The sequence below is a fragment of the Bacillus pretiosus genome (assembly GCF_051294775.1).
In the GTDB taxonomy this organism is placed as follows: Bacteria; Bacillota; Bacilli; order Bacillales; family Bacillaceae_G; genus Bacillus_A; species Bacillus_A wiedmannii.
Window position 1 is genome coordinate 1404565 of the sequence record NZ_JBPPHF010000001.1, and the last position, 14587, is coordinate 1419151.

Genomic DNA, 14587 nt, shown 5'->3' on the forward strand with positions numbered 1-14587 from the left:
CTTTTTCTTTAATTACTATGCTTCTCCTTTACTTAATTACATATTGTATGCTCACAAATAACCAAAAATTAATAACACCTTTAACACCCAATCAAAATTCTTGCAATGCAAAAACAATTTTTATAAAGTGAAAACCAAATTAGTTAAGTAAGGATTGGTGAAAACTATGAAAATAGAACATATTGCAATATGGGTAAATGATTTAGAATTAATGCGTTCTTTTTATACAAAGCACTTTAATGGTAAAGCGAACTCTTTATATCATAATAAAGCAAAACAATTTGAATCTTATTTTATTACGTTCGAATCTGGTGCAAGACTTGAAATTATGCGTAAAAAAGGTATAGAAAAAGAGCCTAACCCCAACATAACTGGCTATGCTCATATGGCTTTCTCTGTCGGTAGTGAAGAACGTGTAAATGAATTAACTACAACATTGAAAAATGATGGTTACCCTTTATTAAATGGACCACGTTGCACTGGAGATGGCTATTACGAAAGTGTGATAAGCGATCCTGAAGGTAATCAAATTGAAATTACGATTTAATTTATCTTTTTTCTGAAGAACAAATGAAAATTAGTTTGAAGGAATATTATACAAAAGCTAAATTTGAAGAAACAGATTTTAATTTATATTTCCAACTCGTATTCAATAAAGAAGTAATGGCGCAAATTACCGAACGCGCTATTCCGTTAGATGAAGCGAAAAATGACTTTACAAGGCTAGTAAAGCGCAATGAAAATCATCAACTATTCGGCTCTTATAAAGTATATGATTCTATTACAAATGAGTATATAAATCTTGGACATGTTACGGTAAACGAGGATAATGTTAAAGAGGCTAAAATTGGTTATATGATTTTGCCAGAGCACTGGGGAAAAAGATATGGATTGCCTAAGGAGATTTTGAGTATAATTATTTAACTATATAAAAAAGAAATGCTGCTTTTGAACTAAAAGTAGCATTTCTTTACATATTACGCCCTATTCAACTATCGAAAGTAAAACTTTCTCAAGCTCTTTTTTAGAAAGCATACTACCATTTATATAGATTTGATATGCATTTTCCCCTTCTTTTGCAGGTACCACTATTTTCATAGCCCGTACATTCGATTCTTTATACTCACCGAATGTAACGTCATAGCCATTTAATGTATATTTTTTTATATCTCCAGTAAAATTATGTCCTCTTTTAGATGGTTTATCAAATGGTCTATCAAGAAAATAATCTTTATATTCTCCCTCAACGATTTCTAATTGATGAATTGTAAAACCTAATTCTACATCTGAAGTATGTGGCTCTTTTTTTACATTACGCTTTTCATATCTCATCGAAATCAAAGGCATTGGTTTGTCTAATGTCGCTTCTGCTTTTACTTCTTCAAATACTAATTGATGTCCAACCGGAATATACGTTGGATGCTTGATCGGAAAGCCAGTTATTTTTTCAGCTTGTTCAAATGTATAGGTAAAATGTTCATCTATTCTTTCTTCATATGTATTTAATTGTTCCATTACTTCTCTATCTCTTTTTTCTTCATCAACATTTAGACGGTTTGTAGCAGTATATTGTCTCTCACCATTCTCTACGACACTTACTTTCTTATAAAAATGGTACGTTTCCTGTAATAACGCTACATACTTTTCAAAATCCTCTTCTGTAAATATACTTTTAGCAATTTCTATACGTTCCATTACTAAATTATAACCATCTTCAGTCATTCCGATATCCTGTCTTGCTTTTTCTGGTGTCCCTACAATTTTATCCATTAATGTTGTACCTGCAAAAGTACCAGTCGGTATTAAAATAGCCGCAGCAACAAAGCCAAGTAATAACTTTTTCTTCATAGAAGTTTTCTCTTTGTTCTTCATCTTTCGGTATTTATAAAAAGAAGCTTGTACTTTATCTTCCAGATTAGGAGAAGGCTCTATATTCGTTGCCTTTCTTTTTAATTCATTCATTACATATTTTTCAAAATCCATTTACTTCTCCCTCTCTCATGTCTGGCATATGCTCCATTTCAGCTCTTAATCGTTTTAGTGCAGTATGTAACCGGGATTTCACTGTACCAATAGGAATTTGAAGAAGTGCAGCAATTTCCTCCGTACTATATTCATGGAAATAACGCATAATTATTACTTCACGATGCTTATAAGATAATCTTTGTACAATCTCCACTAATTCATTACGTGTTTCCTTATGTAAAATATCTTCATGCATTACGTAAGAACGATCTTGTTCATACATTTTTTTCTTTTCAAAAATTCGAAACCTTCGCCACGATTTACGACGCCAATCCTGTACTCGCTTCACAACTAGTCCGTGTAACCAAAATCGAAATGAACGATTTATATCATAGTTTGTTACGGACTTCCACATTTGTATGTACACTTCATTTACTATATCGTCTACATCTTCGTTTTGACTTCCTACTAAAAATACTACTGTTTTATAAATATCTTTACATGTGTATTCATAAATAACTTGAAAGGCTTCTTGGTCCCCAGACTCCATTTGATATAGCCATTCTTTTAATTGTACTTCATCCAACATTACGTTCCCCTCTCATGATCTTTCACACTATATTCGCTCGTTTTTCACAAAAGGTTCATTTTACATGAAAATTTATTTATTACAATAAAAATATAAAGTATATTTTTAAGAAAAGGAGGATTTCAAGAATGAATACAGAGGATAAAATTTACGCTGAAAAAGTGTTAAAAAATCTATTGACCGGATTACAATTTGGTATTTCTCCAGGCGCTATAAAGATTCATTTCACAACCTTTCACGACTCAGTTGATTATGACGGACAATTATATATCAATATCGAATCAAAATGGCGTTTATTTAATAAACTTCAAAAAAGATACCCATTAAATGAAGATGAATTTGAAGATTATTCTGAGGAAGAAGAATATGAAAGAATATTTAAGATAAGAAGACAAAAAGTTACCGATATACAACTCGGCTTAGAAAGCCCTCATTTAATTATTACATTAGAAAGTGGACAAATTATTTTCGTAAATGGTTTTCATGATGATTATGAATGTTGGCAAGCTGGTGTTCAATGTGAGGATTGGCTTGTTGTTGCTGCACCTTGTAATGAAATTGCTACTTGGGTTCCCGATGAGTGTAATGAAAAATAGCTAATGGCATATTCCCATTAGCTATTTTTATTTTGAAGAAACACTAGCAAAGGGTTTCCTTCCCAAGTTTCCAACTAAACCATCTCCCATGCCCTTCTGTTTCTCCAACCGTTTCACGATATTCGTTTCCGTTAATATAATAATCAATATGAAGGTCCCGGTCCCACATATTGTTATATAGGTGGAATACATCACGTTTTGCGCCGATGTCTTGCACTTGTTTTTCTAACTTACGTTTTACTTGTTCAGGTATTTGATTTGCGACGTGTGTATGAAAAATACAGATTACAGCATCTTTACTTATTTGTTCGATGATAGATGGCAATAGCTCCACACCGTCTCCTTCTATTAATTGAACAGATTCAGTTTTCACTAAAGATGCTGCTTGGTCAAACATTTCAAGTCTTTCTTTATGCTCTGGCCAAATGAGTGCACGTAGCCACAAATAATCTTCATTACTATGTAAATCATTTACATGTAAATCTAGTCCTATTCTTTCTGCGACAGATGGACTTTCTTTTAGAAAATGAGGCACATTCTCTCCTCTTATTTCAGAAGTTACATGCACATTCGAGTTTATATTTCCGTATGTTACATCTGTTCCATACGAATAGCTATATTGATCCCAGAACAGTTGTAATCCAGAACTTGTCCCAATTTCAATTAACGCTAATTGTTTTTTCACTTTATTAAATATGTAACAAAAACTTGGGTATAAGTACGCACATCGCCTTACTTCATTCGTTTGAACGAGTTTCGTTTGTAATAAGGTAATGATTTCTTCTCGATACGTTTTACAGAAATCTTTAAAATAATCAAAAGCTTGATTTAAATCCGTATTAGCATTTTCAACTAAGCTACTGTAATACATTTTTAAATGATGTTCTTTCCCTGATAGTAATAAATAATGTACAGCACCTAATAATAAGTTTGGAATTGGTTGGCCTACTTGAGCGTAGGAAGATAGTGTAAGTACTTCCTCATCTTCAGCAATTTTTATTGATAAGTATTCATATAAATCACTTGACCCTTTACATTCCTTTATTGAAAAATTTCGAAATAAGTTTGCGATTTGTTCTTGTGTACGCATTGGTATCCCTCCTTTTCATTTTACAGAATAACCATACTATTATCAGAGGTAAAATTCCATAAAAAGGTATCCTTTCTACCCATTCTACGATACGTAAGCTTTTTCGGGATAATTTCAAACTGTAATTTTTTTCTATTTATCACCTTAAAAGAGCTTGTTAAATAAGATTTTTGGCGAATAAAACGTTAAATAGTTTAAAATTATCAGATAACACTAGATATTTTAGTCTATTAATTATTATAATAGAGTATGAGATGGTTATACAATTGAGACAAAAAAGGTAAATACCTAGGTGGGGCCTAGGCGGTGTTTCTCTTTTACGGCTTAGACATAGAAAACACCTACTCTTTTTTGCCAATATAGGGGATGGAGAGATTATCATGAGCAACATGCAGCAAAAAACAGACGTTATCTTAATTGGTGCAGGAATTATGAGTGCAACGTTAGGCTCATTACTAAAAGAATTAGCACCTGAATGGGAAATTAAAGTTTTTGAAAAACTCGCAAGTGCCGGGGAAGAAAGCTCTAATGAATGGAATAATGCAGGTACAGGGCATTCTGCGCTATGCGAACTGAACTATACTTCCGAAAAATCTGACGGATCTATAGATATTAGTAAGGCTGTAAAAGTGAATGAGCAATTCCAGCTTTCAAGACAATTTTGGGCATATCTTGTAAAAAGTAAATTAATTCGTAATCCACAAGATTTCATTATGCCTCTACCTCATATGAGTTTAGTACAAGGTGAAAAAAATGTTGAGTTTCTAAAAAACCGTTTTGAAGCGCTTTCAAAAAATCCACTGTTTCAAGGTATGGAATTTTCCGATGCTCCTAAAACATTAAAAAAATGGCTTCCACTCATTATGGAAGGACGTACACCTAACGAACCAATGGCTGCAACGAAGATTGATTCTGGAACAGATGTTAACTTCGGTGCATTAACACGTATGTTGTTTGATTACTTACAAACGAAAAATGTCGAGCTAAACTACAAACATAGTGTCGAAAATATTAAACGCACAAAGAATGGTTTGTGGGAAGTAAAAGTACACGATATGAATAGTGGTAAAATTGAGCATCACACTGCAAAATTCGTCTTTATCGGCGGCGGTGGCGGTAGTCTACCTCTACTACAAAAGACTGGTATCCCTGAATCAAAACATATTGGTGGATTCCCTGTAAGTGGACTATTTATGGTATGTAAAAACCAAAAAGTTGTCGAGCAACATCATGCGAAAGTATATGGTAAAGCTAAAGTTGGCGCTCCGCCAATGTCTGTACCTCACCTTGATACGAGATATATAGACAATAAAAAAGCTTTACTATTTGGACCGTTCGCAGGGTTCTCTCCTAAGTTCTTAAAAACTGGCTCAAACCTTGACTTAATTGGTTCTGTAAAACCAAATAACGTCTTAACGATGTTAGCTGCTGGTGTAAAAGAAATGGGATTAACAAAATACTTAATTCAGCAAGTTATGTTATCTCACGAAAAACGTATGGAAGAATTACGCGAATTCATTCCGAACGCGAAAAGTGAAGATTGGGATATTGTAGTTGCTGGGCAACGTGTACAAGTAATTAAAGATACTGATGCTGGCGGTAAAGGTACACTTCAATTCGGTACTGAAGTTGTTAGTGCAGCTGACGGCTCAATCGCTGCATTACTAGGTGCTTCACCAGGTGCCTCTACTGCCGTTCACGTCATGCTTGAAGTATTAGAAAAATGTTTCCCGAGCCGCATGGTAGAATGGGAAGAAAAAATAAAAGAAATGATTCCTTCTTATGGCATTTCACTAACTGAAAATCCAAGATTGTTCCAAGACCTTCACACTTCTACAGGTCGTACGCTTGGATTAAATGAAAAAGAAACGGTTCATAATTAAAGAAGTTATTAAAAAACGTCCGATTTATTCGGACGTTTTTTTGTTACTAAAAATTATATTTATCAATATTCTCTTTCGTAAATACAACCCGCTCTGGTAATACTATAATTCCATTTCCTTCTGCTTCATAATCATAACCTTGGATGGAGTTTGGCTCTACTTTCACTTTTCCGATTCCTTTTACTTCGAAACTATCCCCTACTTTTAACTTCTTCCCTTTTACTACTATTTCATTTGCTACATACGTTGCGAGTGCACCTTGTTGTTTTACATCCCATAATCCAAATTGTTGTACTGTTCCACGTTTTACGTAATCACGCATAACGTTTGGTGTGGAAAAACCAGTTACGACTACTTTTTTATCCATTTTTAAGTTTTCAGCTGCTTGTGCCATCGCTGGTAGTGCCGTTGCATCCGGGCAAATGACTGCATTAATATCTGGATATGTTTTTAAAATGTTCTCTCCTACAGATAAAGATTTTTGCGCATTATTTTCACCATACTGCGTCGTTACAATTTCCCAGCTTGGATATTTCTTTTTAATAATTTCTTTCGCTTTCGTTACCCATTGGTTTTGATCCGTTACTGTTGGGCTAGAATAAAAGAAAGCTACTTTTCCTTTATCTCCAATTTGTTTGGAAGTCATTTCAATTAATAAATTAGCAAGTTGATCTGGTGTTCCTTGGCTTATATAAAATGATCGGTCTTTCGGATTCACATCAGAATCCCACGTTAAAACAGTCATTCCTTTTTTCTTAGCTCGTTGCAATGATTGCGATAGACCATCTACTGAAGTAGATGAGACCATAAGTGCATCATAGTTTTGATTAATAAAGTTGTTTATATATTTCACTTGCCCTGATACGCTTGCTTCAGACGGTCCATCATATTTCACATGTACGCCTAACTTATCTCCCATCTCTTTTGCTCCTTCACCGCCCGATGTAAAGAAGCCAACTCCAGTTAATTTCGGAATGAATGCAAATTTCACATCATCTGCCCTTTTCTTATCTGCCGTTTGACTAGAGCAAGCGATTAAACCGATTAAACAAATGCATACAATGAATACAATCCCCAGTTTTCTCTTCATGACATTTCCCCCTTATGCAAGTTCTTTCTTTTCCACGGTGTGAATTGATGTAATTTGAAATGTCTCATAATAACTGAAAGAATAAGAATAATACCAATAACTACGTTAGATTGTTCATTTGTTAAACCCGTCATTTGCAAGCCATACTGCATGAGTCCTATAAAAATACTCGCCAGTACAGTACCGATTATGCTTCCTTTTCCCCCTGTAATAAGTGTCCCGCCTAATACGACTGCTGTAATGATTGGTAAAATCGTTTCACTTCCCATATCAGCACGTGCGGAGCCGAAATATGCAGTTAAGAAAGCGCCTCCTAATCCACCTCCTAACCCGGAAAGTATGTAAGCGATGATGACTACTTTTTTCGTTTTGATCCCAGTGTATTTTGCTGCATTTTCGTTTGCACCAGTTAATTTGACGTGGCGCCCATAAATAGTACGGTGAAACAATACAGTGCATAAAATCGTTAATATAATCAATAACCATAATAAATTCGGTATCCCTATAAAACTACCGTTTGCCAGTTGTACAAATGCGTCAGGCAAACCACTTATCCCTTCATATCCAGAAGCACCTGCCCCTCCTGAAATGACGAGTGCAATTCCGCCGTATAAAAACATTGTTCCGAGTGTAACGACAAGTGGCTCTACGTCTGTCATTTTTATAATGAATCCGTTTAAAGCTCCTGCTAAACAGCTGATTAAAAGAGCTAATATGACCGCTAGCAAAATAAGTATTCCATTCATCCAAAGTACACCAATTATAATCGAAGTTAACCCCATAATAGATCCTACAGAAACGTCAATTCCTCCTGTTACAATAACGAAAGTCATTGGTATCGCTGCGATTGCTATAAATAGAAAATCATTTGTACTAAAAAGGAGATTACTAATATTTAAGAAATCACTACTTATAAAACTAAAGAGAATGAATTCTATAAAAAGTAATACAATTAGAACACCTTCCCATCTGTACAAATACTTCATCGATTCATCCTCCTTTCCGCCTTCCACTTTTTCATAACACTATCTAATATAACGATTACTAATAATAAAAACCCTGAAATAGCATTATTCCAAAACGCAGGTATTTTTAAAAAGACAAGTGAACTACTAATCGCCTCTAAAAATACTGCTCCTAATGCAGCTCCAACTATAGAACCCGTTCCTCCTTTTAAATGAATTCCCCCTAGTACAGCAGCTGCGATAACCTGTAGTTCTATCCCGGTGCCTGTTTGATTTGGAACGAATCCGATATTCATGACAAATATGCAACCAGCGAGTGCAGCGCTTATGCCAGATATAATAAACGCATATATCTTCACTTTATTAACAGGTATACCAATGAGTCTCGCGCCATCTTCATTATCACCTACCGCATAAAAGTATCTTCCGAATGGCACTTTCCTTAAAAAGAAGTATAGTAGTAGTAAAATAATAAGAACAACCCATACAATTATCGGCAAACCAAGTATGACGATCGATGACAGTTTCTTAAAATTGTTTGGTACGTCTTCAATCCACTTTCCGCCTGTGAAAATTAACATCGCACCTCTAATGATCCCTAACATACCTAATGTCATAATAATAGCTGGTACCCGAAACTTCGCAACGCCAATCCCATTTATAAAACCGAGAATAGCGCCAAGTAAAATAGCAGCAAGTATGGACAAAAATGCATGATATCCATCCGTTAACAACATCCCGCAAACAGCTGCGCTTAATCCCATAATTGAACCGACTGATACGTCTATATTCTTGGTAAATAAGACGAACGATTGGCCAATTGCTAGCACAACTAAAATAACGCTTGATTTCATCATTAAAGATAACGAGTTAAGCTGAACGAAACTTGGATTTATCATTCCGACAATGGCAATGTAAATGAGTAATAATAGTATGATAGATGTTTCGTGCATTTTATACATACGTTTCATTCCGTTACACCTCCGTATGCAAGACGTGTAACTTCATCTACAGTCATATTTTGTTTCTCTAAATGAGAAACAAATTGTCCATTTCGCATTACATATACACGATTTACTAATTGAACGATTTCTTCAACATCGGAAGAGATTAATAACATTGCGAGTCCTTCTCTTTTCATTTTTTCTATCGTCTCATATACTTCAATCCTTGCTTTCGCATCAATTCCGCGAGTCGGTTCATCAAGAATAATAATTTTTGGATTACACGCAAGATATTTTGCAAGCACGACTTTTTGCTGATTACCTCCCGATAAAGATGCTAGAACTTCATCCATGCTTCGTACAACAATTCGAAACTGTTCTATATACGCCTTCAATAAAGCGCTTTCTTTTTCTTGGTTAATGAAAAAGCGACTATTCTGATGTAAACTTGCTGCAGTCATATTTTCTTTAACCGATGCAATTGAGAAAATACCATTTCTTGCTCTATCCTCTGGCACATAAACTAATCCCTCGCTAAGTCTTTTATGCAAAGAGCATGAATCAATTGATTTTCCTTCTAATAAAATAGAACCTGATTTTATAGACTTCAATCCAAATATGGTTTCTGCTAATTCCGTTCTGCCTGATCCAACAATGCCAGCAATTCCTACAATCTCTCCAGCATGTACAGTAAATGATATATTTTCGAATGCGTGACTCGTTATATCAATTACTTCTAATATTTTTTTCGTTTCTTTTGTCTCTTGCACTATTTCTCTTTTCTCTTCTTGTTTATACCCTTTCGGCAATAACCCCTCCATTAGCATGTCATATGTATAGTCACATACATCACCTTGGCTTACAATCATTCCATCACGTAATATCGCTACTTTGTTGGCAATTTCAAAGATTTCTGGAAAGCGATGCGTAATATATATCATTCCAATTCCTTTTTCTTGTAAACTTTTCATCAGCACAAAAAGACTCTTTATTTCGTGAGTTGTTAATGTCGATGTTGGCTCATCTAAAATAAGAATCTCGGCTTCCCGTATTAATCCTCTAACGATTTCTACTAACTGTTGCTGCGCAATGGATAGTGATCCTCCTAATTCTTTAAGGTCAATATCCCATCTTAAACTGTCAATCAATTGCTGAATCTTTACTTTTAATTCCTTTTTCTTCCCTTTTAGTCCGATACATATATTTTCTTCAATGGTCATATGCGGAAAAATGAGTGGTTCTTGTGGTATTAAGTAAATCCCTTCTCGGTGTGCTTTTTCCGGATTTACAAACTGTTTCCTCATTCCTTTTATATACATTTCTCCACTATCATACGAATATAACCCCGTTAATATTTTCATTAATGTTGATTTTCCAGCACCATTCCCTCCAACTAAAGCGTATATATCGCCACGCTCTACTTGTAAGTACACCTCTTTTAACACATGTTGCTTTGAAAACGCCTTACTCATTTTCTTTACATGTAATAAAGGTACGTTCTCCACATGATGTCACCTGCCTTCATCCAGAACATTTTTTGAGAAAATGATTATTTGTTCTACTTGTTTTGTAGCATTGTATATTTCTTTTTTCATATCTAGAACACTTTTTTCATCAGACAATTAATCGTTTCAACTGGAATAAACAAAATATATGGCACATATGTTTAAGCAGTGGTCAATTGTTGAAAGGGATGACGCGTATGACACAGCTGAACTTTGAAGAGAATTTATTAACTAAAGTAGCTTGGTACTATTATAAAGACCAATTAACACAACAGGAAATTGCTTCACTTCTTCACATTTCAAGAAATAAAGTTGTCCGATTATTAGATAAGGCGCGCAGTGAAGGTATCGTTACATTTCACGTAAAAGGGACTGGTTTACACTGTTTAAGTATTGAGCGTGACCTAATGAAAAAATTCCATTTAAAAGATGCTTTTATTATCCCTACTCCAATAAACAATTATCACGCTTCTCTCGGAAAAGCTGCTGCACAGTATTTAGAAACTCAGCTCCAACAAGGCGATTTACTCGGCATTGGCTGGGGTGAAACGATTAGCAAAATGCTAGAAAACATTCATTTTGAAACTTCTATTAATCTTTCAATTGTAACGCTAACAGGCGGAGTAAATCACTATCTCCCGAGAAAACAAAACTATTTTCACTACATGCAAGGCGATTTTCACATTATCCCTACGCCGTTTCTAGCATCTACAACCGAAATGGCACAAAGTATTCTATCAGAACCGAGTGTAAAAGATATGCTTCATGTCGCTTCACTTGCTCATACAGCAGTTGTTGGTATTGGCGGGCTATCCCAAGACGCAACTATTGTAAAAGAAGAAAAATTAACACTACGTGAGATGACATATATTCGTAGTCAAAACGGTGCTGGCGATATTTTAGGGCAGTTTTATAATACGAATGGTGATTTATTAAAGCTCCCACATCATAATCGACTAATTGGTACGCCGCTCTCGATTCTGCGCAAAATGAAACATGTCGTTGGTGTTGCTGGAGGTATAGAAAAGATAGATGCAATTTATGGTGCCTTAAAAGGAAAGTTCATTCATACATTAATTACCGATGAGGAAACGGCCCTCTCCTTATTACGAAAGGATGGTGATTGTTAATGTCTCATTTATTAGCTTTTGATGCTGGTACAGGAAGCATTCGAGCTGTTCTTTTTGATTTACTAGGTAATCAAATTGCAGTCAGTCAAAAAGAATGGGTTCATAAAACGGATCCTTGTTATCCAGGTTCTATGAATTTTGATGTAATAGAAAACTGGGAGCTAGTACAACAATGCACGAAAGAAGTTTTACAAAGAAGTAATGTCCCGCCCTCTTCTATTCAAGCTATTAGCGCTACTAGTATGCGAGAAGGTTTTGTTTTATATGATAAAGATGGGCAAGAAATTTGGGCTTGTGCAAATGTTGATGGGCGCGCATCCGCCGAAGTTAGTGAACTAAAAGAAATTCGGTCACATCTTGAAGAAGATTTATATACTAAATCTGGTCAAACTTTTTCATTAGGTGCTTTACCCCGCCTACTTTGGATTAAAAAACATGAGCCAGACGTCTATAATGCTATTCACTCTTTTACGATGTTAAACGATTGGATTTTATATAAATTAAGCGGTGTGTTGCAAATCGATCCATCAAATGGATGTACGTCCGGTATTTTTGACCTGCAAAATAGAGTATGGGATAACGATGTCGCTATCGAGTGCGGTTTAACGTTACCATTTTCAACAACAGTAAATGAAGCGGGTACAGTAATTGGCAACGTCACAAAAGAGTGTGCAGCATTAACTGGATTATGTGAAGGAATTCCTGTCGTCGCCGGGGGCGGAGATGCACAAATGGCCTCACTTGGAACAGGAGTCGTGAAACCTAATCAAACGTTAATATGCGGAGGTAGTTTTTGGCAACAAGAAGTCAATGTTTCAGAACCAAAAACAGATCCACATGTTTCCATTCGGGTAAATTGTCACGTCGTACCTAACCTTTGGCAATATGAAACGATTGCCTTTTTCCCAGGCCTTGTTATGCGCTGGTTTCGAGACGCTTTTTGCCATGAGGAAAAGAAACTTGCTGACAAACTCGGTGTAGATGCTTATGCATTATTAGAAGAACAAGCGAAAGACGTACCTGTTGGTTCACATGGCATTATCCCTACCTTTTCAAATGTTATGAACTACATTTCTTGGCGTCATGCCGCACCTTCTTTTTTAAATTTAAGTTTAGATGCAGACAAATGCGGAAAAAAAGAACTGTTCCGTGCTATTGAAGAAAATGCTGCCTTCGTTACACTTGGCAACTTAAAATTAATAGAAAATCTCACAGGGACATTCCCTTCTGAAGTCATTTTTGCTGGCGGTGCTGCTAAAGGAAAACTATGGCCACAAATTTTATCGGACGTCCTTGGTATTCCTGTAAAAGTACCTGTTGTGAAAGAAGCAGCTGCTTTAGGAACTGCGATTGCTGCTGGAGTTGGCGCTGGCATATATTCAGCTATGGAAGAAACTGCTGAACAGTTTGTACAGTGGGAGCACACATTTGAACCAGTTACTGAAAATCATGAACTATATAAAGAATTCTATGAAACATGGAAAACTGTGTATGACAGTCAACTCGCTTTAGCTGATAAAGGTCTCACCTCACATATGTGGATTGCGCCTGGTGCTCTGTAACACATTACATAAAGGAGTGAAAAAGTATGTTAAAAGCGAATGAAAATGACTTCTCCTATCGCTTCGGTGATAACGGGCCGAAATATTTAATACAAGGCCCGAATATTGATCTTGGCCTTGTTGTCATTCAGCCTGGGCAAGAGTTTCAAAATCACTACCATACGACGTGCGAGGAAGTCTTTTATGCATTAGAAGGTGAAATTGATTTCTATGTGAATAACGAAAAAGTTCCGATTAAACAAGGCGATGTATTGCAAGTTCGCCCTCATGAATCTCACTATCTTATTAACCATTCTGACAAACCTTTTAAAGCAGTTTTTATTAAGTCACCACATTTACCAAATAAAGATACGGTACAAACGGAAAATCCAACATTAACGAAGGAGTGATTTCTAATGACTTGGGGATTTAAAAATCGATTAAATACAATTTTACCTGATGGAAGAGCGGTTATGTTAGCGATAGATCACGGCTACTTTTTAGGACCCATTCACGGGCTAGAACAGCCACTTGAAACAGTTAAAAACTTACTTCCTTACACAGATTCCCTCTTTTTAACTCGAGGTGTGCTTAGCTCCTGTATTCCTGAAAACTGCAGCACACCGATGGTTATGCGTGTTTCAGGTGGAGCTACTGTCGTCGGTAAAGATTTAGCGAATGAAACAATTGTTACACCAGTAAAAGAAGCAGTAAAACAAAACGCAATTGGCGTCGGTGTTTCTGTTTTCGTCGGATCAGACTATGAAACACAAACTGTTTCAAATCTCGCAAATGTAGTTTCAGAAGCTCACGATTACGGTCTACCAGTACTCGGTATTACCGCTGTTGCGAAAGAATTACAAAAACGTGAAGCACGCTTTCTAGCACTCGCTTCCCGCGTATGCGTTGAAATGGGAGCTGACATTATTAAAACGTATTACTGCGAAGGATTCGAAAAAATTACAAGCACTTGTCCTGCCCCAGTTGTAATCGCTGGTGGTCCAAAACTCGATTCAATTGAAGACGCATTAAACATTACGTACAATGCACTGCAAGAAGGCGCAATCGGCGTAGATATGGGCCGAAACATATGGCAATCTGAACATCCTGCTGCGATGATTCAAGCGATTCATGGCATTGTGAAGAATGGATTGAATGTGAAAGAGGCACTCCAATTATTCGACGATGTAAAAAATTAAAATAAACGACAGACTATTACTCTTAAAAATATACAAAATTAATATTTACTATAAAGAAAAACCTCTATGTTAGATTACTAAGTAACCTAA

14 protein-coding genes and 1 pseudogene are annotated in these 14587 nt (G+C 35.8%); 8 read left to right on the plus strand and 7 right to left on the minus strand.

The annotated features are described in order from the left end of the window. Positions 1-166 precede the first annotated feature (166 nt). Together ACSG5Z_RS07035 and ACSG5Z_RS07040 are read left to right on the plus strand one after the other, a co-directional pair. Positions 167-547, plus strand: a complete 381-nt coding sequence (locus ACSG5Z_RS07035) for a VOC family protein (RefSeq protein ID WP_262749336.1) — start codon at positions 167-169, stop codon at positions 545-547. Between the two features lie 23 nt (positions 548-570). Then, positions 571-915: pseudogene (locus tag ACSG5Z_RS07040) on the plus strand (GNAT family N-acetyltransferase); the annotation flags it as partial. A 69-nt stretch (positions 916-984) separates the two neighbouring features. Here the strand turns inward: ACSG5Z_RS07040 and ACSG5Z_RS07045 are convergent. Further along, positions 985-1983, minus strand: a complete 999-nt coding sequence (locus tag ACSG5Z_RS07045; RefSeq protein ID WP_327971064.1) for a hypothetical protein — start codon at positions 1981-1983, stop codon at positions 985-987. Then, entirely contained in the window at positions 1973-2551 is a 579-nt protein-coding gene (locus tag ACSG5Z_RS07050) for a sigma-70 family RNA polymerase sigma factor (RefSeq protein WP_087984660.1), read from the minus strand. Before ACSG5Z_RS07050 ends, ACSG5Z_RS07045 begins: the two co-directional genes overlap by 11 nt. A gap of 131 nt (positions 2552-2682) precedes the next feature. On the opposite strand from ACSG5Z_RS07050, the gene ACSG5Z_RS07055 reads away from it, so the two are divergent. Further along, positions 2683-3150: a hypothetical protein gene (locus ACSG5Z_RS07055; protein WP_435711165.1), complete on the plus strand. Its 468-nt coding sequence runs from the start codon at positions 2683-2685 to the stop codon at positions 3148-3150. A 43-nt stretch (positions 3151-3193) separates the two neighbouring features. Here ACSG5Z_RS07055 and ACSG5Z_RS07060 read toward each other — a convergent pair whose 3' ends face one another. Further along, positions 3194-4240, minus strand: a complete 1047-nt coding sequence (locus ACSG5Z_RS07060; RefSeq protein ID WP_435711166.1) for a DUF2332 domain-containing protein — start codon at positions 4238-4240, stop codon at positions 3194-3196. Positions 4241-4620: 380 nt separating this feature from the next. Here ACSG5Z_RS07060 and ACSG5Z_RS07065 point away from each other — a divergent pair, with 380 nt between their 5' ends. Continuing rightward, positions 4621-6123, plus strand: a complete 1503-nt coding sequence (locus ACSG5Z_RS07065) for a malate:quinone oxidoreductase (RefSeq protein WP_435711167.1) — start codon at positions 4621-4623, stop codon at positions 6121-6123. 46 nt (positions 6124-6169) lie between these two features. On the opposite strand, the gene lsrB is transcribed toward ACSG5Z_RS07065, so the two are convergent. Genes lsrB through ACSG5Z_RS07085 form a run of 4 tightly spaced genes read right to left on the minus strand, consistent with a single transcriptional unit; the run spans position 6170 to position 10627 of the window. After that, a complete protein-coding gene (gene lsrB / locus ACSG5Z_RS07070) occupies positions 6170-7213 on the minus strand; it encodes an autoinducer 2 ABC transporter substrate-binding protein LsrB (RefSeq protein WP_087984658.1) in 1044 nt (347 codons plus the stop codon). Continuing rightward, positions 7210-8199, minus strand: a complete 990-nt coding sequence (locus ACSG5Z_RS07075) for an ABC transporter permease (protein WP_435711168.1) — start codon at positions 8197-8199, stop codon at positions 7210-7212. Before ACSG5Z_RS07075 ends, lsrB begins: the two co-directional genes overlap by 4 nt. Continuing rightward, the gene (locus ACSG5Z_RS07080; RefSeq protein WP_435711169.1) at positions 8196-9149 is read right to left on the minus strand and encodes an ABC transporter permease subunit; all 954 of its coding nucleotides are present in this window, start codon (positions 9147-9149) and stop codon (positions 8196-8198) included. The genes ACSG5Z_RS07075 and ACSG5Z_RS07080 overlap by 4 nt, the downstream gene beginning before the upstream one ends. Beyond that, the gene (locus ACSG5Z_RS07085) at positions 9146-10627 is read right to left on the minus strand and encodes a sugar ABC transporter ATP-binding protein (RefSeq protein ID WP_435711170.1); all 1482 of its coding nucleotides are present in this window, start codon (positions 10625-10627) and stop codon (positions 9146-9148) included. Before ACSG5Z_RS07085 ends, ACSG5Z_RS07080 begins: the two co-directional genes overlap by 4 nt. Before the next feature lie 197 nt (positions 10628-10824). Between ACSG5Z_RS07085 and ACSG5Z_RS07090 the strand changes: the two genes are divergently transcribed. The 4 genes from ACSG5Z_RS07090 to lsrF are packed head-to-tail and all read left to right on the plus strand — an operon-like array spanning position 10825 to position 14497. Beyond that, positions 10825-11757, plus strand: coding sequence for a sugar-binding transcriptional regulator (locus tag ACSG5Z_RS07090; RefSeq protein ID WP_087984656.1), 933 nt, complete (start codon positions 10825-10827; stop codon positions 11755-11757). After that, complete coding sequence (gene lsrK / locus ACSG5Z_RS07095) at positions 11757-13319, plus strand: autoinducer-2 kinase (RefSeq protein ID WP_435711171.1); 1563 nt, start codon at positions 11757-11759, stop codon at positions 13317-13319. Before ACSG5Z_RS07090 ends, lsrK begins: the two co-directional genes overlap by 1 nt. 26 nt (positions 13320-13345) lie before the next feature. Further along, the gene (locus tag ACSG5Z_RS07100) at positions 13346-13708 is read left to right on the plus strand and encodes a cupin domain-containing protein (RefSeq protein ID WP_046959771.1); all 363 of its coding nucleotides are present in this window, start codon (positions 13346-13348) and stop codon (positions 13706-13708) included. 6 nt (positions 13709-13714) lie between these two features. Next, positions 13715-14497 carry a 3-hydroxy-5-phosphonooxypentane-2,4-dione thiolase gene (lsrF, locus tag ACSG5Z_RS07105; RefSeq protein ID WP_000219775.1) on the plus strand — a complete coding sequence of 261 codons (783 nt, stop codon included), beginning with the start codon at positions 13715-13717 and terminating at the stop codon, positions 14495-14497. Positions 14498-14587: the final 90 nt, after the last annotated feature.

Bases quoted from the DNA above. Each gene is read 5' to 3' on its own strand.
- ACSG5Z_RS07075 (WP_435711168.1), bottom strand. From the start codon at position 8,199: ATGAAGTATTTGTACAGATGGGAAGGTGTTCTAATTGTATTACTTTTT.
- ACSG5Z_RS07035 (WP_262749336.1), top strand. From the start codon at position 167: ATGAAAATAGAACATATTGCAATATGGGTAAATGATTTAGAATTAATG.
- lsrB (WP_087984658.1), bottom strand. From the start codon at position 7,213: ATGAAGAGAAAACTGGGGATTGTATTCATTGTATGCATTTGTTTAATC.
- ACSG5Z_RS07090 (WP_087984656.1), top strand. From the start codon at position 10,825: ATGACACAGCTGAACTTTGAAGAGAATTTATTAACTAAAGTAGCTTGG.
- ACSG5Z_RS07065 (WP_435711167.1), top strand. From the start codon at position 4,621: ATGAGCAACATGCAGCAAAAAACAGACGTTATCTTAATTGGTGCAGGA.
- ACSG5Z_RS07055 (WP_435711165.1), top strand. From the start codon at position 2,683: ATGAATACAGAGGATAAAATTTACGCTGAAAAAGTGTTAAAAAATCTA.
- ACSG5Z_RS07060 (WP_435711166.1), bottom strand. From the start codon at position 4,240: ATGCGTACACAAGAACAAATCGCAAACTTATTTCGAAATTTTTCAATA.
- ACSG5Z_RS07045 (WP_327971064.1), bottom strand. From the start codon at position 1,983: ATGGATTTTGAAAAATATGTAATGAATGAATTAAAAAGAAAGGCAACG.
- ACSG5Z_RS07080 (WP_435711169.1), bottom strand. From the start codon at position 9,149: ATGAAACGTATGTATAAAATGCACGAAACATCTATCATACTATTATTA.
- ACSG5Z_RS07100 (WP_046959771.1), top strand. From the start codon at position 13,346: ATGTTAAAAGCGAATGAAAATGACTTCTCCTATCGCTTCGGTGATAAC.
- lsrK (WP_435711171.1), top strand. From the start codon at position 11,757: ATGTCTCATTTATTAGCTTTTGATGCTGGTACAGGAAGCATTCGAGCT.
- lsrF (WP_000219775.1), top strand. From the start codon at position 13,715: ATGACTTGGGGATTTAAAAATCGATTAAATACAATTTTACCTGATGGA.